General features: G+C 58.6%; 20 protein-coding genes and 1 pseudogene. 6 read left to right on the forward strand and 15 right to left on the reverse strand.

The features are described from left to right. Positions 1–399: 399 nt before the first annotated feature. The 3 genes from U5A65_RS02145 to U5A65_RS02155 form a co-directional block, all read right to left on the reverse strand. Positions 400–1,302 carry a LysR family transcriptional regulator gene (locus U5A65_RS02145; protein ID WP_321945331.1) on the reverse strand — a complete coding sequence of 301 codons (903 nt, stop codon included), beginning with the start codon at positions 1,300–1,302 and terminating at the stop codon, positions 400–402. 1 nt (position 1,303) lies between these two features. Continuing rightward, positions 1,304–2,566: an MFS transporter gene (locus U5A65_RS02150; protein ID WP_321945332.1), complete on the reverse strand. Its 1,263-nt coding sequence runs from the start codon at positions 2,564–2,566 to the stop codon at positions 1,304–1,306. A gap of 148 nt (positions 2,567–2,714) precedes the next feature. After that, the gene (locus U5A65_RS02155; protein ID WP_321945879.1) at positions 2,715–4,037 is read right to left on the reverse strand and encodes a tetratricopeptide repeat protein; all 1,323 of its coding nucleotides are present in this window, start codon (positions 4,035–4,037) and stop codon (positions 2,715–2,717) included. Positions 4,038–4,202: 165 nt separating this feature from the next. On the opposite strand from U5A65_RS02155, the gene U5A65_RS02160 reads away from it, so the two are divergent. Further along, positions 4,203–5,036, forward strand: a complete 834-nt coding sequence (locus U5A65_RS02160) for a helix-turn-helix transcriptional regulator (protein WP_321945333.1) — start codon at positions 4,203–4,205, stop codon at positions 5,034–5,036. 74 nt (positions 5,037–5,110) lie between these two features. Here U5A65_RS02160 and U5A65_RS02165 read toward each other — a convergent pair whose 3' ends face one another. From U5A65_RS02165 to U5A65_RS02210, 10 genes are all read right to left on the reverse strand, one after another. Beyond that, complete coding sequence (locus U5A65_RS02165) at positions 5,111–6,544, reverse strand: amino acid permease (protein WP_321945334.1); 1,434 nt, start codon at positions 6,542–6,544, stop codon at positions 5,111–5,113. A gap of 128 nt (positions 6,545–6,672) precedes the next feature. Next, entirely contained in the window at positions 6,673–7,923 is a 1,251-nt protein-coding gene (locus U5A65_RS02170; RefSeq protein ID WP_321945335.1) for a MalY/PatB family protein, read from the reverse strand. A gap of 146 nt (positions 7,924–8,069) precedes the next feature. Beyond that, positions 8,070–8,594 (reverse strand): carboxymuconolactone decarboxylase family protein, encoded by a 525-nt coding sequence (locus U5A65_RS02175; RefSeq protein ID WP_321945336.1) that lies wholly within the window; start codon positions 8,592–8,594, stop codon positions 8,070–8,072. A 117-nt stretch (positions 8,595–8,711) separates the two neighbouring features. Next, positions 8,712–9,293, reverse strand: coding sequence for a disulfide bond formation protein B (locus U5A65_RS02180; protein ID WP_321945337.1), 582 nt, complete (start codon positions 9,291–9,293; stop codon positions 8,712–8,714). A 715-nt stretch (positions 9,294–10,008) separates the two neighbouring features. Beyond that, complete coding sequence (locus U5A65_RS02185) at positions 10,009–11,052, reverse strand: alcohol dehydrogenase catalytic domain-containing protein (RefSeq protein ID WP_321945338.1); 1,044 nt, start codon at positions 11,050–11,052, stop codon at positions 10,009–10,011. 48 nt (positions 11,053–11,100) lie between these two features. Then, positions 11,101–12,192 carry a flavin monoamine oxidase family protein gene (locus tag U5A65_RS02190; RefSeq protein ID WP_321945339.1) on the reverse strand — a complete coding sequence of 364 codons (1,092 nt, stop codon included), beginning with the start codon at positions 12,190–12,192 and terminating at the stop codon, positions 11,101–11,103. Next, positions 12,189–12,869: a cupin domain-containing protein gene (locus U5A65_RS02195; protein ID WP_321945340.1), complete on the reverse strand. Its 681-nt coding sequence runs from the start codon at positions 12,867–12,869 to the stop codon at positions 12,189–12,191. The genes U5A65_RS02190 and U5A65_RS02195 overlap by 4 nt, the downstream gene beginning before the upstream one ends. 84 nt (positions 12,870–12,953) lie before the next feature. Continuing rightward, the gene (locus U5A65_RS02200; RefSeq protein ID WP_321945341.1) at positions 12,954–13,235 is read right to left on the reverse strand and encodes a hypothetical protein; all 282 of its coding nucleotides are present in this window, start codon (positions 13,233–13,235) and stop codon (positions 12,954–12,956) included. A gap of 473 nt (positions 13,236–13,708) precedes the next feature. Beyond that, on the reverse strand, positions 13,709–14,008 hold the full coding sequence (locus tag U5A65_RS02205) for an H-NS histone family protein (protein ID WP_321945342.1): 300 nt from the start codon (positions 14,006–14,008) through the stop codon (positions 13,709–13,711). 101 nt (positions 14,009–14,109) lie between these two features. Continuing rightward, on the reverse strand, positions 14,110–14,454 hold the full coding sequence (locus tag U5A65_RS02210) for a hypothetical protein (RefSeq protein WP_321945343.1): 345 nt from the start codon (positions 14,452–14,454) through the stop codon (positions 14,110–14,112). A 429-nt stretch (positions 14,455–14,883) separates the two neighbouring features. Here U5A65_RS02210 and U5A65_RS02215 point away from each other — a divergent pair, with 429 nt between their 5' ends. Together U5A65_RS02215 and U5A65_RS02220 are read left to right on the forward strand one after the other, a co-directional pair. Next, positions 14,884–15,249, forward strand: coding sequence for a hypothetical protein (locus U5A65_RS02215; RefSeq protein WP_321945344.1), 366 nt, complete (start codon positions 14,884–14,886; stop codon positions 15,247–15,249). Between the two features lie 488 nt (positions 15,250–15,737). Next, complete coding sequence (locus U5A65_RS02220) at positions 15,738–19,565, forward strand: galactose oxidase-like domain-containing protein (protein WP_321945345.1); 3,828 nt, start codon at positions 15,738–15,740, stop codon at positions 19,563–19,565. 122 nt (positions 19,566–19,687) lie between these two features. Here the strand turns inward: U5A65_RS02220 and U5A65_RS02225 are convergent. Continuing rightward, positions 19,688–20,425, reverse strand: a pseudogene (locus tag U5A65_RS02225) (methyl-accepting chemotaxis protein); the annotation flags it as partial. 560 nt (positions 20,426–20,985) lie between these two features. Between U5A65_RS02225 and U5A65_RS02230 the strand changes: the two are divergent. The 3 genes from U5A65_RS02230 (at position 20,986) to U5A65_RS02240 (ending at position 24,281) form a co-directional block, all read left to right on the forward strand. Further along, the gene (locus U5A65_RS02230) at positions 20,986–21,225 is read left to right on the forward strand and encodes a type II toxin-antitoxin system CcdA family antitoxin (RefSeq protein WP_321945346.1); all 240 of its coding nucleotides are present in this window, start codon (positions 20,986–20,988) and stop codon (positions 21,223–21,225) included. 1,601 nt (positions 21,226–22,826) lie between these two features. Beyond that, positions 22,827–23,501 carry a hypothetical protein gene (locus U5A65_RS02235; RefSeq protein WP_321945347.1) on the forward strand — a complete coding sequence of 225 codons (675 nt, stop codon included), beginning with the start codon at positions 22,827–22,829 and terminating at the stop codon, positions 23,499–23,501. Between the two features lie 336 nt (positions 23,502–23,837). Further along, positions 23,838–24,281 carry a hypothetical protein gene (locus tag U5A65_RS02240; RefSeq protein WP_321945348.1) on the forward strand — a complete coding sequence of 148 codons (444 nt, stop codon included), beginning with the start codon at positions 23,838–23,840 and terminating at the stop codon, positions 24,279–24,281. 655 nt (positions 24,282–24,936) lie between these two features. Here the strand turns inward: U5A65_RS02240 and U5A65_RS02245 are convergent. Continuing rightward, positions 24,937–25,800: an HIRAN domain-containing protein gene (locus U5A65_RS02245; RefSeq protein ID WP_321945349.1), complete on the reverse strand. Its 864-nt coding sequence runs from the start codon at positions 25,798–25,800 to the stop codon at positions 24,937–24,939. Positions 25,801–26,348: the final 548 nt, after the last annotated feature.

Here is a 26,348-nt window from a genome sequence, read left to right on the forward strand (position 1 = left end):
AGGCGGCGATGCATCTGGGATGTCAGTGCCTCGCGGCGCGGGCAGCTATCGGTCACGCGACGCACGTTTCCCACGATCATCCAGAGGACTTTTAGCGCAGCGGAAACGGGCGCAGAGAGCTAGTCGTGGGTACGGCGAACTAACTGCTTCCGCTGCGCGAAAAATTCTTTGAGCTAAGCCGCTCCGCTGCCGGTGGCTATGAGAGTTGAATCAGCGCAGCACTGGTTGTGAATGTCGAACGTCGGATGCGATGCGAGGATGGGATAACATGATTGTCACGAGGCTCTCGGTTCAACTTGTCACTGGCTCACCTCCGATCCGCGAAGACGTTCGAACGACCGTTGCTGTCGCAGTCCGGCCTTTAAAGGAAGTTAAAGGGACGCACCTGGCTGGGTAGCATCAATTTCGATCCGCGTCGACGCGCGTTTGGCGAGCAAGATCGAAGAAGCCGGCGATATAGGCAATTTCCTCATCGCCGCGGCGCACACCCAGATGAATCTGCTTGTGAATGCCATGTTCGCCGAGCCGAATCGTGCGAATCGGGTACCCGCTGCCCTGTTCGATCACCAGCCATTGCGGCAACACCGCTACACCACGTCGTGCTGCTACGAGTTGCAGCATCAGTTCGATCTGCTCGGCAGTGCGATGAAACTTCGGCTTGCAATGCGCTGGCAGCAGAAAGCGCGTGTAGATATCCAGTCGCTCCTTGCTGACCGGCACCGTAATCAGCTCCTCGTTGATCAGGTCCCGCGGTAACGCCCATTCGCGGCTGGCAAGCGGATGCGATTCGTGCACTACCAGCACGAGTTCGTAGTCGATGGCCGGTGTGAAGACGAGATCCGGCAGATCAACGGGATCCGGCGTGATCAGCAGATCGATTTCGTAGCCAAGCAACGCCGCCACGCCGTCGAAGCGGAACGCCGATCGCACGTCGAAGTCGACATCGGGCCATTCGCCCAGGTAAGCGGACGTGAGCCGTGTTAGCCAGCGCTGGCACGGGTGGCATTCCATACCAACGCGCAGCGCGCCGCGTCGGCCTTCCGCAAAATCAACGAGCGTGCGTTCGGCATGTTCGATCTGTGGCAGGATCCGCTCGGCCAGTGCCACCAGATATTCGCCAGCCTGTGTGAAACGCAGACCGCGCCCGTTCTTGGTCCAGAGTTTGATGCCGTGCCGCTCCTCGAACTTGCGCACCATGTGCGACAGCGCGGACTGTGTAACGTTGAGCCGTTCGGCAGCAGCCGTCAAGCTGCCGTGACGCTGGACTTCGATGAGGATCGACAGATATTGCAGGTCGAGCATCTTAGGCCTCCACCCGGCGGTTGCCGGGAGTACGCGAAGTCAGCACAAAGGCAGCAAGCCCGCACAGCGGCCCTGGCACCAGCAGCCAGGTGGCGTCGAGCCCGATATGTGAGAGCAGTGCCGAAGTCGCGGCGATCGACGCCACCGTGATGGCGAAGCCGATCGAGTTCTGGATTGCCAGCGCGCTGCCGACTAACGCCGGTGGACAGGCGCGCGCAGCCAGCGCCGAGAATTGCGGCGAATCGGCGACCACCGATGTGCCCCAGACCAGCAGCAGTGCCACCAGTGCTACCGGCGGCAACATACGCCAGCTGGTCGCGAACAGGATCGCACACGCACCCGACGTTGCTAGCGCACCGCAGGCGACGCAGGCGCTGCCGATGCGCCGCGACAAGGCGCCACCCAGCAACGACCCCAGCGCGCCGACGCCGATCACGGCAAACGCCATGCCCGACACGTTGACTCCGGATACCCGAGCGGGCAATGAAAGGCGCGAAATCAGCAGCGGCACGGCCATCCAGAAAGTGTAGAGCTCCCACATGTGGCCGAAGTAGCCGAACGTCGCGGCGCGGAAGGCGCGAATCCGGAACACACCAAGGACAGACGGCTGGGTTGAGCCCGCAGGGCGAGCACCACACTTCGCGGACGGACGCAGGATCGCATGCGGCCCGTCGCCAAGCACACCAATCAAGCACGCTCCGACCAGGGCAAGCCCGGAAGAAGCGCTGATGATCGCCTGCCACTGATAACCGGTGCCGAGCACCCGCAGCGCGTGCGGCAGCGCCGTGCCCAGTGTGAGCATCGCCACCAGTTGGGCCAGCGCCGGGCCAGTGCGGTCTGGCGCCCAGCCGACGATCAGTTTCATCCCCATGGGGTAGATGCCAGCAAGACAGATGCCGACGCCGAAGCGGAACATCGCGCCCGACACGAGCCCGGCCGAAAGCCACGCAAAACCGGCGTTGAGGACTGCGCCGAGCAGCGCACTGCAAACAAAGATCTGACTCGCCCGATAGCGGTCGGCCACACCGCATAGCGATATCGTCAGCGTGCCGAGGATAAAGCCAAGCTGTACCGCATTGGTCAGCCAGCCGATGTCGGCGGCACTCGCATGCCAAAGCCGCATGAGATCGTCAGCGGTGCTGTTTGCGCTGAACCAAAGCGCGGTGCCAAACAGTTGCGCGATGGAAATGGCGGTCACCGGCCCCAGCCGCTCGACCAGCCACTTCCTGAGGCACGACGGCCTCACTGATACGCTCGAATTCATCAAAGCTTGACCAACGAAAATGACGGGTGAATTGTGTAGTAGCACGAATCGTCAATCGCAACTCCACATAGCCCAGAAGATGATGCCGACCGCTGGATCAACGGCTGGCAAGCTCCGCTACATCAGTGCATCATTCGCGTGCCTGAACTCAGGCTGCCGCGAGCTGATCACGCCATCGCATATCACGCGGCGAGGGGCGGCGATGCAAACGCCGATCCAACAGGTCTCGTGCCTTCCCCGCTTCGCCGCTGCGCATCAAAGCCACCAGCAACGTGTCCTGAACGATCTCCCGCTGCGCGCCGCTGCCGCCGATTCGCACCACATCATGCGACACCGGCTCAAGAATCTCAGCGGCCAACGAATACTGTTCGTCGGCGAACGCCACGGCGGCGCGGCAAATCGCCGGCACCATAGTTCCGGCTGGCAAGTTGCCCTGCTCGATCAAGCGGTTCAATGCACTGACCCGAGTGGCCACCGCGCCGCGATCACCGGTCGCCGCTGCGAGCAACGCCATATGGAAATCGGCAAAGGGGAACCCGGCATCTTTGAAGTAGCTGGAAGCGTAATTTGCCGCCTCGTCCCACTTGCCTGCCGGTACGGCGTGACCGTAGGCCTGCATGCGCCAAAGGAATGAAGCCGTGTCGCTGACGATATTGACCGGCGTGCCTTGCGACACGGAAGGCGCGACGTGCTTGTCATACACCGCGAGCGCTCCTGCGGTGTCGCCACGCTCCAGCGCGATCAGCGCGGAGTGCCATGCGATGTGACCGTGCAGCACGCCGGACTTCGGATACTCGGGTAGCCACCCGGTGATGACCTTCTGTGCGTCGTCGTTCGCGCCCGACTCGAAAAGAACGTGGGCGACAGCATGCACCGCGTTGACGTTATGCCGACGCAATTCCAGTGCACGCTGCGTCATTTCCCGCCCCGTCGCGACGTCGCCGTTTTCTCCATGCGCCCAGCCTCTATAGGTCAGGAACCACCAGTCGTCTGCGGCGAAATGGCAGGCGTGCCGCTCGCACAGATCGACCCGTGCCTGGTCATGATCGGCCATCCCGGAGAACGCGAAGAGCCCGAAAGCGCCCAGCGGCATGGAGAGAATCACAACATCGCGAGGCCATTGGTCCGTGTGCGCGAGCGCACTGGCCAATGCGTTGGCTGACTGGCCGCTAATCGCAAACGAGAGCGTCTGGACGTGGCTGCGCTCACGTTCGGTACCGTTGCGGGTGACGAGTTCGAGCGCCAGTGCGATCCTCGCGCGTGCGTCCGAGGGCTGTGCGCTGATGGCGTGCAGGCGCGCACGTGCTGCATGAGCAAGGGCGAAATCAGGGTCGGCAGCGATCGCTTCGTCGAGCGCCTCGCCTGCACCTGGCCAGAGTGACAACAGCAAATCTACGCCAGTGCGGTAGCGCTCAGCAGCGAGATCGGAGGTTGTCGAAAGTGGCAGGTCGTAGCGGTCAAAACAGGCCATAAAACTTGTAACTCCAGATAGTCCCAAGGCCTTCGCGCCGAAAATGGGACCGCGGCGCGACGGGTGGCTCAAGAGACGGTTGTCAATTAAAGCAGTTCTCGAGATGACTGTCTTTCGACTTATCGCCACGATGTATAGAATATCTGCCAAACAAGGCAGATTGAAATGAACTGGGAAACGATCGAACCACCTGAGGGCCTCTCGCCACCGCAGCCGCTGAAAGTCCGCGTCCAGTCGATTCCCGCGAGGCACTGCTTCCCCGAACACGCCCATCGCTGGCACCAGATGGTGTATGCGATATCGGGTGCCTTGACCGTGATCTCCGAAGGCGAATCACTGGTCATCTCGCCAGAACAGGCTGTGTGGTTGCCCACCGGTTTGCGGCACCGCGTCGGCTCGCTGCTGGGCGCCGAATTCCGCAGCCTCTGGATCGACGATGCAACAGGGCGGACGCTGACAGGCGAAAGCCCGATGGTCTTTGCGGTATCACCGCTGCTCAAGGCGCTGATCGTCGAAGCCGCCGACATCGAAGACCAACCGGACGAAGACGGGTATGTAGGCCGGATTACGCGTCTCATCCTCGACCAGCTTGCTCGCGCCAGACCTTTGCCGGCCGCGCTGGCCTGGCCGCGCGACGAAACCCTCGCGCGGCTCTGCGAGGCTCTGTATGCCGATCCGGCCGATTCGCGCGGTCCCGATGAATGGGGCAACGTATTAGGCATGTCGGCACGTACGCTCGCACGAAGGTTCCTCGCGGAGACGGGCATGAGCCTGCGCACCTGGCGCCGACGCATGCGTCTGTTCAGGGCGGTTGAGCTCCTTGGCGGTGGGATGGATGTCACCCGCACCGCGCTGGAACTTGGATATGGCTCCACATCCGCATTTGTCTATGCGTTCCGTCTTGAGATGGGGCGCAGTCCGCAGGTCTATATGCGTGGCCGCGAACACAACGGCGCGAGCCGGTTGGCCGCGCCCTCCTCGCACACGGAACGGCCCTGATGCCCGACCATCGCACCCCGGCATGAGCCACTTTTCCGCCAATCACGTGCATGCGCCGCATTCCCAGTTCCGAATCACACCAACTGGTCCTGTCGATTGGACAGATCCGCGTCCTGCGCAGCGTTCGCAGTCTCCTTGCCTACATAGAACCGGTACGCGACATACACCACCAACACCCAGACGGCGGAGACGACCAGCGACATGCGCATGTCGGGTAGCAGCGCGATACCGACGAGCACCGCCGCAACAAACACCAGTGCGAGGTAGTTGCTGTACGGGTAGAACGGCATGCGATAGGCAATCTGGCCGTCCGTACCCGCCCGAACCCTGAGCTTCCTGAAGCGAAGATGGCTGATGACAATGGAGCCCCAGGCGCAAACCAGCGCGAACACCGTAACTGACGAAAACAGTTCGAACGCCTGCTCCGGCATAAAGTAGTTGAGCAGCACGCCAGCGAACATCGTCACGAACACCATCACGATCGCGCGATGCGGCACCTTGCGGGCATTCGTCACGCCCAGGAATGCAGGTGCGTTTTTCTGCAGTGCGAGGTTGTAGAAGGTACGGCTGTTGGTGAATACACTAGCGTTCACGGCAGACAGCACCGCCATGATCACCACTAGATTCATGATGCTGGCCGCAGCGGGAATGCCGATGCGGGTGAAGACCTGCACGAATGGGCTGCCTTTCGTCGTGAGCGACGTCCAAGGGAAAATCATCAGCAAAACGGCGATGGCGCCAACATAGAAAATCAGCAGGCGCCAGAACGTGGCATTGATCGCCTTCGGCATCGTCACTTTCACATCCTTGACTTCGCCTGCAGCGAGACCGAGGTTCTCCACTCCGCCGAACGAGAACGCGACCATGACCACCGCGAGGAACGTCCCACTCGCGCCCTTCACGAAGAACCCGCCATTGTCGACGAGGTTGTGATAGCCAACCGGCACGCCGTTATTACCGATACCAAACACGATCATGCCGAAGCCGAACAGGATCAGCGCGACGATCGCGACCACCTTGACGAGCGCAAACCAGAACTCGGCTTCACCATAGATTTTCACGCCGATGATATTCACCGCGAACATCAGCGACACCGCCGCACCGGCTGTCACCCATATCGGAATATGCGGAAACCAGAAGTGGACGTAATTCCCGAGCGCATTAAGGTCGGCAGCACTGGTCGCAAGCAGGAAAATGAACGCGTTCCAACCGTTGAGAAAGCCGGCGAACCGGTGGATATATCGATTGGCATAGGAGATGTAGGACCCTGACACCGGTTCCTCCACGGCCATCTCGCCGAGGGCGCGCATCACGAAGTAAATCGCTATCGATGCGAGCGCGAAGACCAGCAGAATCGCAGGGCCCGCCGTCCGGATTGCCCATGATGATCCATAGAACAGGCCGGTGCCAATTGCGCCGCCAATGGCGATCATCTGCACATGGCGATTCTTCAGATCTCGCTTGAGATCCTCCTGCTCGTAGACAGGTGTATTGGGGTGCTTATCCATATCGTCTCCACATGAATCTCACGTATTGTTTTCTCGAATCGGAATCAGACGATTCCGATTTCAACCTAACTACTTCGCATCACTAACTTATGAGACTGGTTGGAACCCTTAGTCCTGTACCAACGTGCTTATAGCGCGACCAGCGCGCCTGCTAGTCGGTGAACGGCTTCGTCGACCGTTGACCGCGGACAGCCGAGGTTCGCACGCATGTACCCATGCCCTTCAGCGCCGAACTTCGGCCCCTTGTCGAGCCACAGCCTAGCCTCGGTAAGCATGAACGTATTCAGTTCGTCCGGGTCCATGCCAAGACCACGGCAATCCATCCAGGCCAGATAAAGAGCATCGGTTGGCAGCACCTCGATCTTCGACGTCAGACTGTTCACAGCCTGGCGGAAGGAGTTCTGGTTCTCACGCAGGTAGACCAGCAAGGCTTCGAGCCAGGACTCTCCTTGCGAATAGGCCGCCTCCGCCGCCACCATGCCAAGGGTGTTCACCGACTGATACATGTTGCGGTCGAACTGTCGGCGCAGCTCGTCTCGCATGCGTCCATTCGGTACGAAGATGTTCGCGCTTTGCAGACCGGGAAGATTGAAAGTCTTGCTCGGCGCGGTGCAGGTGATGCTGATGTCGGCGAACTTCGCGCCAAGCGACGCAAACGGAACGTGCTTCTTGAGCGGATTGAGAATCAGGTCCTGATGGATCTCGTCCGATATCACGATCACGCCATGTCGCAGGCAGATCTCACCCATCGAATGCAGCTCCGCTTCAGACCATACATTCCCGGTGGGGTTGTGCGGATTGCTCAGGATGAACAGCTTGGTGTCGGGCCTGATTGCCGCTTCGAACGCCTTCTCGTCGAAACGATACGTGGCTCCCTTGCGTTCGAGCGGCGCGCAGACGACCCTCCGCCCGTTCAGCACCACGTCATCGTGGAAATGTGCGTAAACGGGCGTCTGGATCAGGACCGAGTCGCCCGGCGCCGAGAACGCCTGAATCGCGTTTTTCAGTGCCGTAATGATGCCGCTCGCCTGCAACACCCACTCGCTGGCCACCTCCCAACCAAAGCGCTTTTCCTGCCATTCGATGACGGCCGAGACGTAGCGCTCCGTGGCTCCGCGAGAGTATCCGAACACGCCGAATTCGACTGCCTCATGCAACGCATCGATCACCGGCTGCGGGGAACGAAAATCCATGTCCGCCACCCACATCGGCAACGGGTCGGCGGCGTGTTCGTCGGCGCTCAACAGCTTTTCGCCGAAAGCCCACTTCAACGAGTTCGAATTCCTACGATCAATCACCTTGTCGAAAATCGACTTGCTGTGTCCCGGAGCGGCACCCGCGCCTTGCTCTTCGAAATTTAACTTCACGATGATTCCCATCCGCAAAACGGCACACCTGTGGCGTGGCTTCGTATGGATTGGAGCGTATCAGCGCCGAATTTTGAAAAACAATGGTATGTTCTCACGCCCCTATGAGCGGCGCTCATAGATGCCTTGCTGACACGGGCGTCGACCCTGTCCCCGGTTCAGATAGCCAACGCGACAAGAAAACGGGACACCATGTTGTAAGCGGCCACCGTGGCAACCGCCTCCACCGTTTGAGCCTCCCCGAAGTAGCCTTTCAGTTCGTCGATCACTGCCGCATCCACGCTCACATTACGGGTCGACTGGTCGGTCAACCGAATCAGTGCAAGCTCTCGCGCATTAAACACCGCGCCGCCGGGGCTCTCGGCCTTGACCTCTTGCGCCTTTTGCACGCTACCGCCGGCCTCCAGATAAGCCGGGTAATGTACGCCCCATTCAAAGTCAGCCTTGTTGAGCACCGCCACACGCAACATGATCAGCTCGCGGAACTCGAGACGAAGCTGGAAGTCAGCGCGCACGCGGCGCAGCAGTTCGTTCCAACCTGTCGCAAGCGGGAAGCTTCTCAGCAGGATGCGGTCAATACCAATCAACTCACCGTTCGGACGGCGCGCCCGTATGCCTGCAAGTAGATCAGCCGGAACGTCGTTTCCGTCCTGCCATGGTGTCACTCGTACGTCACTGCTCATTAAATTCTCCTGTAAACGTGTCCGCGCGACGGCCATCGCGCCCGTCGCGCATGCGTCGAACCACACCGCCCGCCTGACGCCGCGAGAGCGACATGTTCGTCACTGATTGCGGGGTCGTCAGGGCTTCATGACGTCGCCGTCATAGAGCATCTGGTAGTGCTGCTGGCCACCGGCGCGGAAAGTATTGAAGCCGTTCTCCAGAAACGCCGAAACCAGATTGGCGCCGACCAGCAGAATGAACAGCGCTGTCGCCGCCAATCGAGCCCTTGGAAACATGCCAGCGGATGGGGACTCCCCCTCCGCGCCCGCTCCGACCGTGAGAGCCAGCATCGCAAGGCAGAACATGATTGCTGCCGTGAAGATGATGTAGGTCCACGTGTACATGTGGAGTCCCATGACGGCCGAGCCTGTCGGTGTCGTCCAGGACGGCGCCTTTGCGAACATGAAAAGCAGACTGATGAGGCTGCCGATCAGCGCACCAACCGCGCTGAGCACGTAGTTCGAAGCCCGGGTTCCATGATGGAGATTCAAGAGGAAACCGCTGCCCAGCAGCATGAAACCGACCCGGATGAGATTGCAGAACGCACAGGGAAGCTCGCCCAGAACTAGTTGATAGTAGAACGCGCCGAGCAGGACAATCGAGACTCCTAACAAAGCTGCGGCATCGATGGCTTTCAGGTGTCGTGTGTCGATCGTCATCACCATGACCTCAGAGTAGCGAGATCGGGCACGTGATGGCGGCCATGATGGACAGTCCAAATCACGACAAGCAATGCGGAGATGATCCAGAGAATTCGGGCGAATTTCTGGTTACGCAGTGAAGTCAGTGCGGCGAGAAACGCCACCAGCACCGGGATAAATCCAATGTACATTCGACAATACCTTTTGAGCTAAAAGAAAGAAGCAGGATTGCAGAAGGGAATTTATCCCGATGACCGAATACCGTCTGTTGACCAACGGCCGATCTGCATCGATGAGTCGCCAGTGGTCAGACGCGTGGGCACGGGTGTCCTCTAGCGGCGCTAGAAGCTGCTGAAGGGCCCGAAGCAGCCTCTCTGGCGAACGTGGTGAAATGAACGCCTCGGGATACCGTCACGGAGCCTATATGTACCGTCGTGATGGCAGTCGGCGCCGGATCAACGGATGTTGCAGCTGCTGGCAGCTTCCGAAGAAGTGGCATCGAAATTGCCAGTGGAAAGACGCGGGACGATCGGTGACACGCTATCGGGGCAACCGCTGGAGCATCGCGCAGGCTTTCATAGAATTCATGTAACCAGGTTATCCCGGGCTTTGGCCAGTGGCTGCTAGATTTTCATGTTCTGCGAGGTGCATCGCCGGGACACGAAGGTGATGACGTTGGATACACGGCGCCCCGGACACCCGAAGTTCGACGTTTTCGCAGTGCGGAACTGACTCAAGCGAACGTCTGCCCCGTCGTCAGCACGATCCGGAAGCGGACATCGCCCGACTCGAGTCTGCGTAACGCTGCATTTGCATCTTCGAGTGGCATTACCTCGATCATCGGCCGCACGTTCGTGAGCACGCTGAAGGCCAGCGCCTTTTCGCTCTCGAATGGCGTCCCGGTGATTGAGCCAATAACGCTGCGCTGTCCCGCGACCATCTGGCCCGTCGATAGCGACAACGGATCCTTCCCTACACCAAGCAGAATCAAGCGTCCCGCTGGGGCGAGCCCACCCGCGACCGCGGAAACAGCGTCGGACTGGGTGATCGTAGAGACAATCGCAGCAGCGCCGCCCATCTCCTGCAATCTGGCGGCAGCGAACGCCTCATTACAATCGATGTATTGATGAGCGCCAAGTGCAATCGCGTCGCCTGTAATGTCCTCGCCACGCCCGAGCGCTACAACGTGGAAGCCCATACGGCGCGCGTACTGGATAGCCATGTGCCCAAGTCCACCGACGCCGAGGATGGCAACAAGATCGCCCGCCTCCGCCCCGCATTTCTTGAGTGCATTGAACGTAGCGATGCCTGCACAGAGGATAGGCGCCGCGTCTTCAGATCCAAGTTCATCTGGTATCGAGACGAGCCCGGTGGCGCGGGCGAGCATCATCTCGGCGTAGCCGCCATCACGGCTCACACCAAGAACCGGTTGGTCGGTACAAAGCTGAAAGCGCCCCTGACGACATTGCGCGCACGCATTGCAGTGACCGCCGAGGCGACCGACACCCACTCGCTGCCCGATTTTCCACGGCGCGCCGACGTTGGCGCCTAGCGCCACTATCCGACCGACTACTTCGTGACCCGGCACACGAGCAGGTTGGCTTGCAGGGTTGGCGCGTGCGATATCGGCTGAATCTGCACCGCAAACGCCGCAAGCCTCGACGCCAATGAGCACTTCGCCGGGCCCTGGCCCGACAGTCGGCCGTTCAACCAATTCAAGTACGCCCGGTTGCTTGATTTGCATGGCGCGATAACTTGTGCGAAGACTCGTGTTCATGACGACTTCCATTGAGTATTGAGTTTCAGGGGTCGCGCTAATCGCCATTCAAAGCGCCTGCACACCCCGCTCGGCCGCATCAATCGCGCCGGCGAGATATCCCGGATAAGCGTGTGACCACTCGCTGCCGATCCCGGTCATGCGCCCTTGCCACGGACCAGCCGTCGCAAACGCCGGCGCGCTCAGGGCATGTATGGACGACGCAGTCAGATCCGACGCTGTCGAAGTAAGGGAATCGCTTGACCAGTCCTTCAGACCTTCTGCGACGGGCGTCCCTGCCTCCGGGCCAAACAATCGGCTCAATTGCGCGCGGCAATGCGCGCGCAGCTTGTCGTCCGGCACACCCGCCCGCACTTGTGCCGGAATGCCGAAAAATCCGAACAGCGCCGCTTGGGCACCGGGCATCGACGCATCATGTATTTCTGCTAGCGGTCCACGCGCACTTCGCGCTTCGCCCGAGAGCCCTCGTGCGCGCCAGAATGGCTTCTCGTAGACGGCGACGTATTTCGCGTGCGGAGCCATCCACGTCGCAGTTGTCTGCCAACGACCTGATAGTTCAGGAGGCAAAGATGGCGCGAAATCCAGGGTTGCTGAGGCCAGTCGCGGTGGCATAGCGATCAATACATGCCGTGCGTGCCAGGCTCTTGTCAGGCCAGTCGCCTCCTCGCTCAGAATGTCGATTTCGTCGCCCGATACCCACAAAGAACGGACGCGCTGACCGGTGTGAATTCGCCTGCGGTCCACACGTTTGCGAAGCGCATCGATCAGGGCGCTCATCCCGCCGAGCACTCGCCTGCCTTCTTGTGCGTAGTAACTTGCGACGCGGTGCGGTACGAGTTCTTCTGCTCGCTCAAGTAGCAGGTCCCCACTCGCGTACTGATCGAAAGTGCCTAACCCAAGTTCCGCAATTACCTCGCCGAGCCTCGGCTGCATCGAAGGCCAGAACCAGGTCGGCCCGAGATCAAAGCAGGACGATGCCACTTCCGATTCCCTGACGGATGGAAGCGCAAGCACGCGGCCGCCGACGGTCTCCCGGGCCTCGAGCAGCACGTAGTCGTGCCACCCCTTTTGCTCCAACATATAAGCCGCATAGAGTCCGCTGAGGCCACCGCCAACGATCACAACGCGTGCGGCGCTCATCGCGGTACCTCTTGGGGCACGTGAAGTAAATGCCCTGTCTTGAGATAGAACGTCGCCCCCTCGGCGCCTGCAACGATGTGCGAGCCGGCTGGCGCGGGCAGACGTAGCCACGCTCCGCGCAAGTAGGCCTCGTCATCCAATAGCAGCGTGCCGGACAAAAGCAGCAACTCCGCGCCATTGGCAGGGCCGCTGAAAACAGATTCGCCTGCCTCAATGCGCTGCATACTCACCTGCTCCTCGCCATACGCGTGCAGCGGACAGATACTTCGACGCCCCAAATTCGACCACACTGTTGGATCGGTCGTGTTGACGCGAACTTTGGCGTCATCGCCCGTTGCAAACTGCTGAAGTTTGACGAAGATTTTTGTGCCGTCCGAGCTGTACGGTTGATGCGACGATTTTGGCGGGTTGCGCAAATACCAGCCCGCCGGATAGTCGCCGTCATCGTCTGAGAAAGTCCCACTTAGTACAAGAATTTCTTCCCCCCCCGGATGCGCGTGTCGAGCAAACTGCGAACCAGGCGCATATCGCACAACGCTTGTAGCACGTGCGACTTCGCTGCCAATCCTGTCCAACAATACGCGCTCCACACCGGCCTGAGGGGATGCGAGCCATGCGTAATCACGTGTAGCGATAATCGCACGCCGCGAAAAATCCGCGTTTACAAGCACAAACACTACTCCGATAGGGTCTGGTGGAGATCTTGCTGTTTTGCATTCGCCCGCATACAGATGACTGCGAGTCAAAGACACGTCAAACGGTTAAACAACATGATAGATGCGCACGTCCGGCCCGGCTTCTAGCAACGGTTTGAGGCCTTCTACAACGTCGTTCGTGAAAAGCGCACTGCCGAGGTAGCCATTCGCAGTTTCCTGTGTTTCGAAACCGTGCAAAACCTGTACATCTTCATCGCGAACGAGCAATGCTTTCGATTGTGCACCATCGATAGTCGTCAGAAACGGCTGCTTGTACCTGTTGTAAATCTCAGCCGCTGCAGCGCGATTTGCCGGGGCGATCTTGAGGGTAATCTGAAGGTAGAACACTTGACTCTCCGGTTAGCGGTGATTCGTCTAGTACAACAACCTGGTCATTCTTCGCGCTAACGCGCTGTGACGCAAACCAGAAAAACTGCGCGCAAGCGATAGAAAAACTATCACTTGCGCGATGAGAATTTGAATCAAGACTGGCGGTTTAAGACTCAATTGACAGCCGCACTGCCGCCAACTCGCTTCGCGTGTAAGGCCTGTACGCGACATACACAACCATCAGCCACACCGTGGAACCAACTAGCGACATATAAATCTCCCGCAGAATCGCAATACATACCGTCACCACTCCGTTGGACGCCAGTGCGGATGTAGCTGCTGTACGGGTAAATCCGCATCCTGTCGACAACGCCTTTTGAACTGGATGAAAGGAGCGGAATTGCAGACTGAAACTTGTCTTGATGTGCGAGAGGCGTCTGTTGACCAACAGCCGATCTGTATCGATGAGTCGCCAGCGGTCAGGTGCTTCGTCAGGTAGCGATCAAAAACCTATCGCGGTTCTTTGCGTTCTTGATCCAGTCCGGCGCCCGCCCCCTGCCCGACCATGTCGCTCCTGTCTTCGGGTCACGATACTTGGGCGGCACGACACCAGCGACTGCCTTCCGCGGGCGGCCCCTCCCGCGTCCGAAAATGTCCCGCTCCGTAAACCCATAATCAGCTACCTTTGCCCGGATATCTGCGAGGGCTTCCTCGAACTCCGCAGCCCTGGCCGCCGCCGCCTGCTCCTCGAGCCTGGCCATCTGCGCTTTCAGTTCCTTGAACGTCGCCAAGATTGTCTCCGCGGTGGAATACGGTGACGGCGATCATAGCCCGCTTCATGATGACGCGATCGGCGGGTGGCCGACCGTGCGGTCCGACAAACCGGACGTCATCAGGAAAACAGCTCCTGCTGCCGCACATCCCTCAGCGGTGGCAACGAGGCCTTCGCGCGACGAGTGGTGCGCCGACGCACAAGACGACGCACGTGGGCGACAAGTTCGGTCCGTACCTCGCCGTCCTCCAGCACCAGCGAATACAGCCGCACGCCATCCGGGCCGGCCTCCGGCCGCGCACGCAACGAGATGCGGAGGGCCAGCCGACGCGCGCGATCGAGCAGCTGGGCCCGACTCATACCCGGCCAGCACGCGGCGAGCAGCGCCGCAACGGCCGGCAGCAGTGCTTCGGGCGCGCAGCCGCTGGGCAGTGCGATCGCAACGAGTTCAAAACGATCCGACATGGCATGTGGGAAGAGGCTGGTCAGCTGCCGCGCGATCCCCGCGGCGCCCCTATCGTGCCGTAAATCGCGGCTTGCCGCCACCGCGAGGCATTGCAGAGCCCCGGGGCGGACTGTGCATGAGCCAGAATCACCTGAAGCGAACATTGCTGTCCACCGGGACACCGAACAGGCTCCAGCTTTTCACGCAAACGCGTCGCCAAATAGCACCATGAAGATAATCCTTCTTGCATTGATAGCGGGGTTTCCCGCCTCGCCTTCTGAGAAAGAGCATTCGGCCAGGGCGATATCGCCAACGGTGGCCGGACTCACCGCTCATCCAACTATCCATCCCCCTTGTTCAGTACGTTCCGTTGAGGACACCCTCACCAGAGCGCGCCTGTGCTCGTCTCCTTTTTAACCGCCCCAAACGGGCACAAAGGAGAAAGTTAAATGCGTAAATATTGGGAAGTCTCCATCCGCTGGAACGACAACAACAGCGAAGAAGGCACGTTCACCGAATCCGTCTTTGCTGACGACGACGTCCAGGCCCAGCGCCTCGTCGCAGAATCGATGGCCTGCTCGGACGACTCGGAAATCGACCCAGACGACGAAGGCGAATTCGCCGAGTTCGTCGCATCGGCGCTGCAACGCGTCGATTCCGTCAGCGAAGTCGGCAAGAGCCTGCCTGATGACATTGAGTCGGTCTTCTTCGACGAGCTGTTCCCGGACGGCCAGCGCCGCAGCATCAACATGAATGCACTTGCCGCGCTGCTCGCTGAGCACCGCGACCGTGTGCTGACGCCTGCCCGAGGCTAGCCGATCAACCCGCAAGCCACCCGCCGTGCACCTTTGGTGCCGGCGGGTTTTTCTATTTCTGGGGAGGGTAGATGCGGGTGTCACTTCAGGCGGAAGTTTGACAATGGTACGGAGTATTCCCTGAATTCAATTGCGGCCGCACCTATGTGGTGCGCCGCGTCGCGCGCTCAGCGGCGGGCTCGCCTCATCATCATTTGGTGGAAACGTTGCAATGATCGCGAGCAATGAGAGGCTCTGACCAGTTTCCGGATGCAGTTGACGTCGGTGTGATATTTGCCAACCTTCCCGAACACAAACACGCTGACTAAAGTGAATTTCAGCGCACGAAATAGCAGCGCGGGAACTGCCAGCAATAACGCTTGGAGCTTGCTCCCATGCGACCGCTGCGCCTTTTGCTTTCGCTTCCTCAAAGCACCTTCGGTTCTGTTCATATGCCCGATAGCTGAGCCCGAGGCTGAATGATTCACGCTTACTCACGGAGGGCTGCAATGGCTCACCAATGGCAATCTGCTTTTGACCCGCAAGCCGCCGAAGGCGATGACCAGAAGAAGGCGTTAGCGGTCCACATTGCGCTACTGCCTGTCGGCGAACGCGGTTCCCTCCTGTACTTCTCCGGTAACAGGTGGGACACCGACAACCATAAGGCAGGCAAAGTCGATCACACGGTCCTGTTTGACTACGCGTCACGCACTGCTGCGCGTCCAGGTTCACCAGCCGGCCCCGGTGGTCTGGTGCCGGATGACTTTCTGGACGTCTTTTGTAGCGGTCATGCAATGCTCGCGGACGGCAGGCTGCTCGTCGCTGGTGGCACTAGCGCCATGACAATAGCTGACCCGTCAAATCCACACGACGGGCATTGGGGCGGCCTGAGGGAGGCTTTCGTCTTTGATCCCGCCGCTGTCCCCAAGTGGCAACCCATAGCACCTATGAATACTTGTCCCGTTCCTGGCTTTGAGGGCCGAGGGGGCGGACGTTGGTATCCTAGTATTATCACGCTCCCTGACGGATCTTTGCTTGCGCTGTGCGGCCATCCTCGCGTTTTCTCAACTGCCTTCGATGAGGCCGATCCAGCGGACTATCCGGCTACCGAAGACGATCCCCGACACAATAACAACTCACCTGAGCGATACCGGCCTTGCATCAACGCGTGGGACCTGCTGAACCCGGATGGCATTGGCGAGGGGTATCTGCACGACTTCGCCGTGTTTTATCCAAGGGCTCATGTCCTACCTAGCGGGCTGGTACTTATTGTTCAACCTCTTTACGCTTTTCCTCACGAACTGACAGAGGGGGCGTCTATCGATCTTTCGGGCGCCTGGGCGCACAAATCGCTGATTTACGATGCGGATAACGCGAAGATTGTCGCTGGGTTCGCTGGACCGGATCTCAAAATCGAGGCCAACTACCTTGTTCCCGGTTTTGCTGCGCAATCAACCACATCAGTGCTGCTGCCGTTGCTCCCGGAAAAGGACTACCAGTCCGACATTTTGATCTGCGGAGGGCACACGGCCGCAAGAGCAACCATCAGTACGGGCGCCGAAGCGTCGTCGACGTGGATTGCGACCTCTGCGCGCAGTAACTTTTTCTCCGAGGATGGAACCCCCTCCATCCCTCAACGTGCTAACGCTCTCGCCACCTTGCTACCTAACGGACAGGTCCTCGTCACAGGAGGCACTAACGTCTGGAAAGACCCAAAAACTCTACCTCAAGATCAGTTCGACGCTACATTCGCTGTTCGCGTTCCCGAGATTTACGATCCAGCGACGGGCACGTGGACGGCATTAACGGATGCTCCTGCGCAAGTTCCGCGAGGCTACCACTCAGTGGCGTTGCTGATGACTGACGGGCGCGTTCTGACCGCGGGCTCGGAGCGCGATAACGTGTTCGGGCATCAAAGTTCTGAATACCGAATGGAGGTGTTTGAGCCCGACTACATCAATGCGCCGAACCGGCTTCAGATAACATCCGCTCCGCCCTGTATTTCCTATGGGGAAGCCTTTCACGTTGGGTTTGATCCCGCGGCTGGAAACGACGTAAGCCGGGCTGCTGTTACCCGGTTCGGCTCAGCGACGCACGGCTTCGACTACGATCAGCGCTACGTCGGCCTTACGTTTAAAGTTGAAAGCCCGGGACTTCTTCTCGTGACGGCCCCGCCGCAAAGTGCTGTGGCGCCTCCGGGCTATTACATGCTGTGGCTTATAGATTCAGGCGGTCGACCCTGCATACAGGCCGCTACTGTGCGGGTCGGAGCGCAACAGCTCACCGCGGAACTCGACCGATCAGTCTTTAGCATCTACGATGTTCAGACCAACGCAAGAGCCGGTGAAACCACATACAAACGCGCTTTCTACGCGGTATTCAACGGCTTCATCCCGTTTGAAGTGGTCGATCTAGAGTTCAGTGCGACGTTCTCGCAGCAGGGCCTCACGGCGACGCTATCACCGTGGGACAGCGAGCCAAACCCGGCGCTCGAGGATCCTACGCATCCTCAACTAATTCAGAGAACCGTTTTTGCTTTCGACCTGACATTCGCCGGCACAGTTGCCTTTGACGGGCTCACAGGCGGCGACGCTTTGCGCAATGTCACGTTGACCGTCAAAGCGGGCGACTGGCAAACGACCAGTGAAATCGTTCTGGTGATGGAGCCAAGTCCATTCATGACGGACGGTGACAAGCCGTGGTTAAGCGTAGATCTTCGGGTCTTCCAGGTTACGCCCACTAGCGCGAGTCGGTGGCTACCAGGCCAACCATTCAATACACCAAACGACTACATCGTAGCGCTGCTTCAATCACTTAATAACAACGTAGACGCTGGGCAGGCGATGTTTTCAGACTTGCCCGACGCCGAGGCCGCTTCCGCGCTAAGCCTGCTGCCTACGGCGACCGGAGCGCCAGATGGCCCGCCGATCTACAGCTTCGCCCTGGCCCGGGTGAGAATGGACAGCCAGACCGTGGCAGCAAATTACGTACGGGTACTGTTCCGCCTTTTTAGGACCCTGCGCCCTTCGCTGACTTATGACACGACGTCTCTCTATCGACGCTTCGAGAACCCGGTGGTAGCCGGAGGCACCCAGGTGACGACCGACGCCATGCCGTTGCTCGGCGTCGAAGGTGCGGACATCGTCTCGATCCCATTTTTTGCAGCACCACGTGTCGGCCCCGGCCAGGATATGACAGTCCAGACAGATGCATCCAATCTCTTGACGGTGCCCGCTGGCGCCGGTGAGCAAATACGCTTCTTCGGATGCTGGCTCGACATCAACCAGCCGAACCAGAAGCACTTCCCACGTTATCCCGGCGGCGCGACGAATTTTGGTGGGTTTTCGAGCAGCGATCTCCTCAGTATTCAGGAGTTGATCACTGGCTTTCATCAATGTCTCGTTGCAGAAGTCCATTACAAGCTCGACACAACATCTCCGGAGTTGCCGCGTCCAGGCGATACGCCGGCAACGAGCGACAAACTCTCGCAGCGCAACCTTGCGCTCACCACCTCGGCCAACCCAGGGTCACTGTCGACCCGTACCGTCCAGCATAGTTTCGAACTGAAAGGCATTGGCACCCGGCCGGTCACTGGTGCAGACTTGGGCTACGACGAAAGACACGATTCGCTCCTGCTGTGGTGGGGCAACGTTCCGAAGAAGACGGAGGTTGATATATACCTCCCTGGCATCCCTGCGGAGGATGTCCTCCGCCTTAGGCCCCCCAGCCATGCGTGTACGATGCGCATGGTTGACGAAAGAACGATTCGGTGCTCTTCATCCGGCGACCTCGGTGATTGCTTGTTTGTCCCGATCCCGGGTTGGAACGACGGGTCCCTCGCTGGTTTGTTGACGCTTCGTCTGCCGGACGGTGTCCGGCATGGAGAAAAGTTCGTCCTGACGGCTCAGCACCTGTCTGGACCGAAACGCCTAGTTGTTGGCGCATTCGAACTGCAGATCGCTGTGAACGCCGATCATAGCCAATTGCTGCGTGATGACAAGGATCAGTTGGCTATCCTCAAGTATCTTCTGTCGCGTACACCATCCGACGATCGGTGGTGGCCGATACTGTCGCGCATGGTTGGCCAGCTGAGCGGGCGTGTAGCAGCGTTCGGTGTCGACCCGGGCGGGATACAGCCCTCTCAGTGGGGGAGTGGTCCTCATGATTCGGTACTGCCAGCGGTTGGCGCGACCACTGGCTCCACCGATTATCTTTCGTGTGCTGACGGGCTACCGGGTGTGCGATTCGCCGCCGAGACCTTCATTCCTGTGGGCCTGGAAGCTGAAATTGAAATTGAAGCGAAGATACGCGTGCGGGTGAAGAAGATACCGAAATGACGGATGGCTAGGCACGGGCGTGCGCGCGTCGGACAAGCCGCGCAGTGGCGCGCACGCGGCCATCGCCCTCCGCATTGCCTCACAGGCGGTGCGGCGGCGCATACTGCTCGCCGCCGCGCGCATCACTTCACCCTGAACATTGAAACTTCATCGACCAGACGGCGCGCCTGATCGTGCATGCTGCTCGCAGCCGCTGCGGCCTGTTCGACAAGCGCTGCGTTTTGCTGCGTAACTTCGTCCATCTGGCTGATGGCCTGATTGACCTGCTCAATGCCGCGGCTTTGCTCGTTGGATGCCGCCGAAGTCTCGCCCATGATATCGGCCACGCGCTGGATCGCCGTGCCGATCTCCGTCATGTTCGCGCCCGCTCGCGTGACGAGGTCACTGCCCGCGCGCACACGCTGGCCCGAGGTGCCGATGAGATCCTTGATTTCCTTGGCGGCGCCCGAGGTGCGCTGAGCGAGCGTACGCACTTCGCCCGCGACCACCGCAAACCCTCGACCCTGTTCGCCCGCCCGGGCGGCTTCGACGGCTGCGTTTAGGGCCAGGATGTTCGTCTGGAAGGCGATGCCTTCGATCATCCCGATGATGTCGGCGATTTTGCCCGAGCTATCCTCGATACCGGCCATCGTCTCGACCACCTGACCGATGATTTCACCGCCTCGGCTGGCGACTTCGCGCGCGTTGGCCGCCAGCGTGTTGCCCTGATGTGCATTCTCGCTGTTCTGCTTCACCGTCGCGGTCAACTGCTCCATGCTCGCCGCGGTCTCCTGAAGCGACGCGGCCTGCTCCTCGGTGCGGGAGGAGAGGTCGGTGTTGCCCGCGGAGATCTCGGCCGTCGCGGTCGCGATGGTACCTGACATACGAGCTGCGCTCACAATTCGGCCATCGCGGACGACGTCGCCCGACAGAAGGCGGCTTCAGGTCGTACTTCAGCCAGCCACACTCTCGTGACTACGCATGTCAGCTCTCGCCGCGGTCGATTGCGTGCTCTCCACTCTTGACCGTCGTTGGCGTCCACGTATCGCCTCCGCCACCGTGGGCGGCCGCGACACACGACCAGAGAGTAAATGGACCTACTCGCATACTTCTATGGTGCCCGGAAAGAAGGTGGCCGGAGAACCGGAGGCAGCTTGCATCGCGCGGTAACCCGCGAAATTGACAGCCCAGACCGGCATTTGGTAGGCGAAGATCCGAGTGTGCCGCCATCAGACCACTTGCTGACGACTCCTTTGCGGCCGGTTGTCGACTGATTCTCGTGGCCTTTTCCGGCGAACAGCTCTGACACGAGCACTTGCAGTTGTCAGCCTCTGACATCTAGAAGCGGCCGCTCGCACTTACCACTACTGCGCGACCGGAGCGTCGTACTTGGCGGCGGTTCGTGGCAACATATGAAAAATCTCCGGTAAAGAGGCCCACTATGGCGCTGAACGTTCCCTCCCCAAAGGAAGCTACAGAAGTTTTCTTATCGGAAGCCCTTCTGTCCGAAGCTAGGGATCTCGGCGTGGACATAACCCAAGCTGCAGAAGCCGGACTCGTCAAGGCTGTATCGGACAAACGGGCCGAGCTTTGGCTGAAGGCGAACGCGGAAGCGATCGCGTACTACAACGCGTACGTGGAGCAGCATGGCCTGCCGCTTGATGAGTTCAGGATGTTCTGACGGAGCGAAATCAATCCTCATCAGCATCCAACGCCGCAGCTTACCAACCGAAGAAGTGTTCTTCTCCGGCTGGTGGAGAAACACACGGTTCCGTGGCATTGCACGTTACTGCTGGGCTGTAATGTTGAGATTCGCATGGCGAACAACTTGACGCGACATGCACGCCGGGAGAGTCGATGGTCCGGACGCCTGCTGCGTTGCTAGGCGACGGACGCCCAGTTGGGGCGGGTTTCGGGTGCGGCCGTTCCGTACCGTCGATCGACGACAGGTCATCGGCCATAGCGGACTTTCAGATGTCGCGATTCGTAAGTCAGCTTCAGGTCGCTCTTCAGTCATTCACAGCCGCGCGACCTCAAATGTCGGCTCTCACCACCGTCGAATGGGTCATATCGACCCTGTATAGCGGACAACCACGCGGATACCGGCGCAGCGGCCGCTATCTGTGCAAAAGCGACGGAGAGTGATGAATAAACCATGCAAAGAGCAGTATTACGGCGAGCAGGGGCGACAGCCCAGCACAAATTATGCTTATCGTTCGAATTCTGTCGGGACCCCACCGGTTTCCAGTGAGTTTGGCCGGCATAGAAGCAGCCAAGTGAGCGAGGCGCAGTTCGCCTGCAATCTCCGATAAGGCGGAGAAAAGACGCTCCCCACCATTTCCATCTCGGCTCGGGGATGCCACCATCAAGTTGACACGTGTAGTCAAGATAGCGCTGCTCAGCTCTATGCTGAAAGCATAGTTATCCAGAACGAACGTCAATAAAGAGTTGAGCGGTTCGCGCCCACGTAACATGTCGGCAATAGATTCGGAATTCGCGCCATATACAAACAACCTTCTAGCTATCTGGTAGCGTCGCGACCCTGAAAAACACGCCGCGAAAGCGTTCGCCGGGGACGTCGAAAATCCAATATCAACCCCGGATGCTGTTGGCACCTCGATCTTAAGCGTCTGTAGCGACTGAAAGAACGACACATTGAGGTCATGCCGTTTAGCTCTATCTTCGTATTCGCCCATTTTGGATATTGGATAGGTGCCGTGCACGTATTCTAAGGGCCAATTGATAAACGTCCGCAACCAAGTGAAAACCCGACGTTCTTCGCCCTTACAACGGCAGTTGCGAAGGTCAACTGTTGGCCGAACGCGGTCCGACGGTGAGCCGACGACGGATGCTGCGTCGATCGGTTGAATCCGCCACCCACTCCGGCCCTCCGACCTACCGCGCACTTAACGACCGCTCTCCAAGGCACAACAGTCGTACTGTCGGCTCCCTTCCCGGTAGCCATTGACCCGACGTCCCAGCCCCAACTCGAAATGTGTGTCAGCGTACAAAATATCAATTTAATCGCTTGTTGATGCGCTGATTTGAAAGTAGACCAAAACGATGAGCAGGCACGCATGCGAGAGCCAGTCCGTCCCGCTGAACTCGTCGAGTGCGGTGTAGTTCAGGTTTAAGGGCGGAGAAAGCAGACTAGCTGGATTTTGGAGTGCGCGTAATCTAAATTGATAGTGCAAGCGCGCCTTCCGCATTTGCTTGGATCAAAAGCAGTTTGTTTACGTCTTTTGTTTGTAGTCCAGACGGTTGTTCATTTTTGGAGCGGCCATGGAAAGCGCGTATCTAGTGACCGCATTCATTATTCTTCTTCCGTTGATTCCCGCTGCGTGTACTTACTGGCTGCTTACACCAAATGTCAAATACGACTCTGGCGGGAACATTGGGGCAGTGACTGTCGATAGAGCGCAGGGAGACATTCGGACAAGCCTGGGGCCAACGGTTTTTGGTATCAAGTTTAATGTAGTTGGTTCGACAGCATTTTATATTGTAGTGCTGATAATTACATTTTGCGTTTATACTGCAGTGGAAATGCAGGCTCAAAACTTATTTGATAGGCAGCAGTCGGCAATCAAGGACGGTACGGCGTGGCTTGTCGAATTACCTGTCGCTGCAGTCACTCGCGATTCCAGCGACTCACAAAGACAAACGCTTGTTCCAATAGACGCGAACATGCAGAGTCAACTGCAAATCGCGGTGCAGCCGAGTTACTTGATGTATGGTGATTCAATCCAATTTTGGGTTATTCCGACAAATAAGCGTTTTCCTAAGGTGACAATTTCTCTTCCAAACGTTAGTTCGACTCCGCCGATCGATTTAAACGACACGCATCTCGTAAAATATGACTACTCGACTCACACGATGGAAGGTATCGGAAAACAGTGGCTGCAAATTCAGAAACCTTACGATCCCAAGCAAGCTAGCGCGCCACAGCTTCTTCATTGAGAAAATATCGAAAATGTTCAATATTATCAATTTGTCGGTCTTCGCTGTGTTAGCGGGTTATTCAATATCTGCCTCCGCAGGAGTCGTCGAAGTTAGAGGTCGAATTGATATGGGGGGCTATGCTGGATTGCCAGACCCGCGACCTGTAAAGGGGATGATCGTGGATTTCTGTAGCGATGTATCGGGGCAATGCCAACAGGCAGAAACGGGGTACGACGGCATATATTACCTTGAGATTCCTCCCGGGCCGTATGATATACGAATAAATGGACGTGCCCAAGCTCACATAAATGTACCTGAAGCTCCAAATTTCGATATTGCTCCGATTCCCATAAGATGAAAAATCAAAAATATTCTCAGGTGACGCTGCTTGCAGCGTGCGCAGCTTTTTTGTTGCCACTCGATGCCGCGTTTGCGGACTGCACGGTTGATCTGTCAAGCGCAGATGTATTGCCAGTTATGGAGTCAAGCGGGATCATGCCTAGGCTCAAAGGGGTAAATTGTAGTTACGACTCACAAAAATTAACCTTTGATGCCGGGCCAAATGAAAATTGTATCGTTGATTTTAGTAACAATACGTTACTTATGCCAAATTGGCAATTCGTGGGAGTTTCTGGGGAGGGTGTTTTTGAGGTGGCCGCCGATGTAAATGGGGTTAAAGTTTCGATCGATGCCGGCCGTGGCTTTAAGCCTGAGAAATTTAAGTTGCAGTACACAACCAGTCAGCCCACAGCTGACTGTAAAAAATTGACGTCGGTGGTTAGTGCAGTTGTTAAATGAGCGCGAGAGGAAATAGGCAAAGCTGATGATCATGTGAGTCTGCCCTCGGCACCATTTAACGTGACCGTTCGAATTGAACAGCCATGAATGGCTGCGCTGGATCCGCATTCTGATTGCAATCATCCATCGATCCGGCCGTTCGCTGATCACGGATCACGGATCACGGATCACGGTTCGCTAGTTCACCAGATTGGGCGATGTACCACTGAATATTCTCGGCAATCGAATGGCTGTTTGCTGAACGGTGCGGCCCTCTGAGTGTCCGAGCCACGCCGCAGGCGAGGGTCTCTTCTTGGCCGATCGCGCGCGCTCGCCGACTTCGCCGTTAGCTGTCGTTCAAAACATTCCCTAGTGCGAGCGGCAGCTTTGTGGCGCCACGTCTCAGCGGGTAAAAGCGGCCACTTTCAGCCATTCGTTTGAGCGCCCGGCGGACGCTCAATCGTCAGGTCAACTCGAATAGCGGATCCTCGCCGCTTGACGTTCACGCGGCCTTCAGACTTCACCGCTTCAATAGTGCTGCGTCGAAGAGGTCGGCCGATTGGCTCTGCTTCCCAACGAAGACGAGGCCCATAGAAGGCTGAGCGGGCCGTAAGCACCTTGACCCGCTGGTTCCCCATTGCCTCGCAGGCGCCATATCCGGACGCTGACGCCGCTTTTACTTGCGCGTCACCAGGAAGAGCAGGAACAGAATACCCGTCACCCAGTAGACCAGCGTTGACCTGTCGCGCTTGCCAGCGTCATTCGAGCCTGAGACGACCGGTGCGTGCACTGGAGCACCACTCCCAACGGTCGACGGGCCGTATGGAGCGATTGGCGTTTGCCCATATCCTGGGGTTACTCTCATGCCGGCTCCTTTGCCGTCTGCCGTCATGTTGTAGAACGTGTTCCCTTTTCGCCGGGCTTCATCGATCGCTTTCGCCTCGAGTCGTTCTGCCTCGAGTGTATTGGCCGCCAGGCCGACAACCGAAAACTCGAAAACGTCACCACCTGACAGGTCGTAGTCTCGCTGCAACAGGAAATTGCAATGATGTCTGCATCGAAGATCGGACACGTGAGAGAGTGCACGTCCGCGGATGTTCATTGAGGAGCCTACATACATCCGCCCGTTTCCGATGTTGCTCAACAAATAGGCGCCTCCAACTGAAGGAAGTGACTTGGCCGATACCGAAAGCCGGTCATTGCCTTGCTGCCCCGCGTCCCCGCCTTTGCCCTCGCTCCATGAAACGCTGATGCGGATGGTCAGTTCTGGATGCCTTTCAATCGAGGTGACCACCACCGAGCCTACGCCGTTCCTTTCAAGTCTCGCGCCTACGTCTGGCGCGCTGCTCCTTGAGATGTGCCCCAGCTTGCGGCGGCCCTCGCTGAGGTATACGGCGACAGCGTTCGGATCAACCTTGTTTGTCGGTTCGCGTACGAGCGTAATGGCCGAACCGGTCTTGAGGGCGTTCGCCGAAAGGGCCGCCTCGGCGGCGTAATATCGGGTACCCTTGACCTTGTAGGACGTCGTTTCGCCTCTCATTTTTTCCTCGAGGGTTCGGCGGCGGAGAGTTTGTTCGTGTCGCTCGGGAGCGCCGCGCTACCGCGCATGCCACCCGCTCGCATGTCGCAATACGGCGTGATACAACCGAGGGCTACTAAGTTCCCATTCGCCGGCGACTGAACGACGACAAAGGGGTCGACAAGCGCCTGGCGCATTGCTCGAGATCAACATTCTCACTGGGTCGGCGCCACGCGCGGACGGTAGCGAGCAAGGCGACCAATAGTCACTGAGTGGGCGGGTCATACAACTGATGGCACGATTCAGCGATGAGCGAAACCTTGACGCCTGAGACTGTCATTTTTTCCATGACACGTGGAGTATCAACGACACACGCTGCCTCGTGGATGACGCACTCATCACCGCTGCTGTACTGTCGGTTCGCCACGCGGTACCAAGGCATTGGTATCCGATTTTGATAGCTGCCGAACCACCGCGTGCAACCGCTGGCGAGCGCGGCGGCGACCACGTCGTTCTGAGCCCCTGGCAATTCTGACAGGACGCGATCGGCCCAGTTCGTTGGCGCCGTG

Origin of the sequence: Paraburkholderia sp. J10-1, assembly GCF_905220165.1 — a bacterium.
Classification (GTDB): domain Bacteria; phylum Pseudomonadota; class Gammaproteobacteria; order Burkholderiales; family Burkholderiaceae; genus Paraburkholderia.

What these genes read in the sequence shown, in the direction of transcription:
- U5A65_RS02185 (WP_321945338.1), bottom strand. Translation starts at nt 11,052, where the DNA reads ATGAACACGAGTCTTCGCACAAGTTATCGCGCCATGCAAATCAAGCAA.
- U5A65_RS02210 (WP_321945343.1), bottom strand. Translation starts at nt 14,454, where the DNA reads ATGTCGGATCGTTTTGAACTCGTTGCGATCGCACTGCCCAGCGGCTGC.
- U5A65_RS02180 (WP_321945337.1), bottom strand. Translation starts at nt 9,293, where the DNA reads ATGACGATCGACACACGACACCTGAAAGCCATCGATGCCGCAGCTTTG.
- U5A65_RS02170 (WP_321945335.1), bottom strand. Translation starts at nt 7,923, where the DNA reads ATGGGAATCATCGTGAAGTTAAATTTCGAAGAGCAAGGCGCGGGTGCC.
- U5A65_RS02235 (WP_321945347.1), top strand. Translation starts at nt 22,827, where the DNA reads ATGGAAAGCGCGTATCTAGTGACCGCATTCATTATTCTTCTTCCGTTG.
- U5A65_RS02240 (WP_321945348.1), top strand. Translation starts at nt 23,838, where the DNA reads ATGAAAAATCAAAAATATTCTCAGGTGACGCTGCTTGCAGCGTGCGCA.
- U5A65_RS02155 (WP_321945879.1), bottom strand. Translation starts at nt 4,037, where the DNA reads ATGGCCTGTTTTGACCGCTACGACCTGCCACTTTCGACAACCTCCGAT.
- U5A65_RS02220 (WP_321945345.1), top strand. Translation starts at nt 15,738, where the DNA reads ATGGCTCACCAATGGCAATCTGCTTTTGACCCGCAAGCCGCCGAAGGC.
- U5A65_RS02160 (WP_321945333.1), top strand. Translation starts at nt 4,203, where the DNA reads ATGAACTGGGAAACGATCGAACCACCTGAGGGCCTCTCGCCACCGCAG.
- U5A65_RS02165 (WP_321945334.1), bottom strand. Translation starts at nt 6,544, where the DNA reads ATGGATAAGCACCCCAATACACCTGTCTACGAGCAGGAGGATCTCAAG.
- U5A65_RS02145 (WP_321945331.1), bottom strand. Translation starts at nt 1,302, where the DNA reads ATGCTCGACCTGCAATATCTGTCGATCCTCATCGAAGTCCAGCGTCAC.
- U5A65_RS02150 (WP_321945332.1), bottom strand. Translation starts at nt 2,566, where the DNA reads ATGAATTCGAGCGTATCAGTGAGGCCGTCGTGCCTCAGGAAGTGGCTG.
- U5A65_RS02215 (WP_321945344.1), top strand. Translation starts at nt 14,884, where the DNA reads ATGCGTAAATATTGGGAAGTCTCCATCCGCTGGAACGACAACAACAGC.
- U5A65_RS02245 (WP_321945349.1), bottom strand. Translation starts at nt 25,800, where the DNA reads ATGAGAGGCGAAACGACGTCCTACAAGGTCAAGGGTACCCGATATTAC.
- U5A65_RS02230 (WP_321945346.1), top strand. Translation starts at nt 20,986, where the DNA reads ATGGCGCTGAACGTTCCCTCCCCAAAGGAAGCTACAGAAGTTTTCTTA.
- U5A65_RS02190 (WP_321945339.1), bottom strand. Translation starts at nt 12,192, where the DNA reads ATGAGCGCCGCACGCGTTGTGATCGTTGGCGGTGGCCTCAGCGGACTC.
- U5A65_RS02175 (WP_321945336.1), bottom strand. Translation starts at nt 8,594, where the DNA reads ATGAGCAGTGACGTACGAGTGACACCATGGCAGGACGGAAACGACGTT.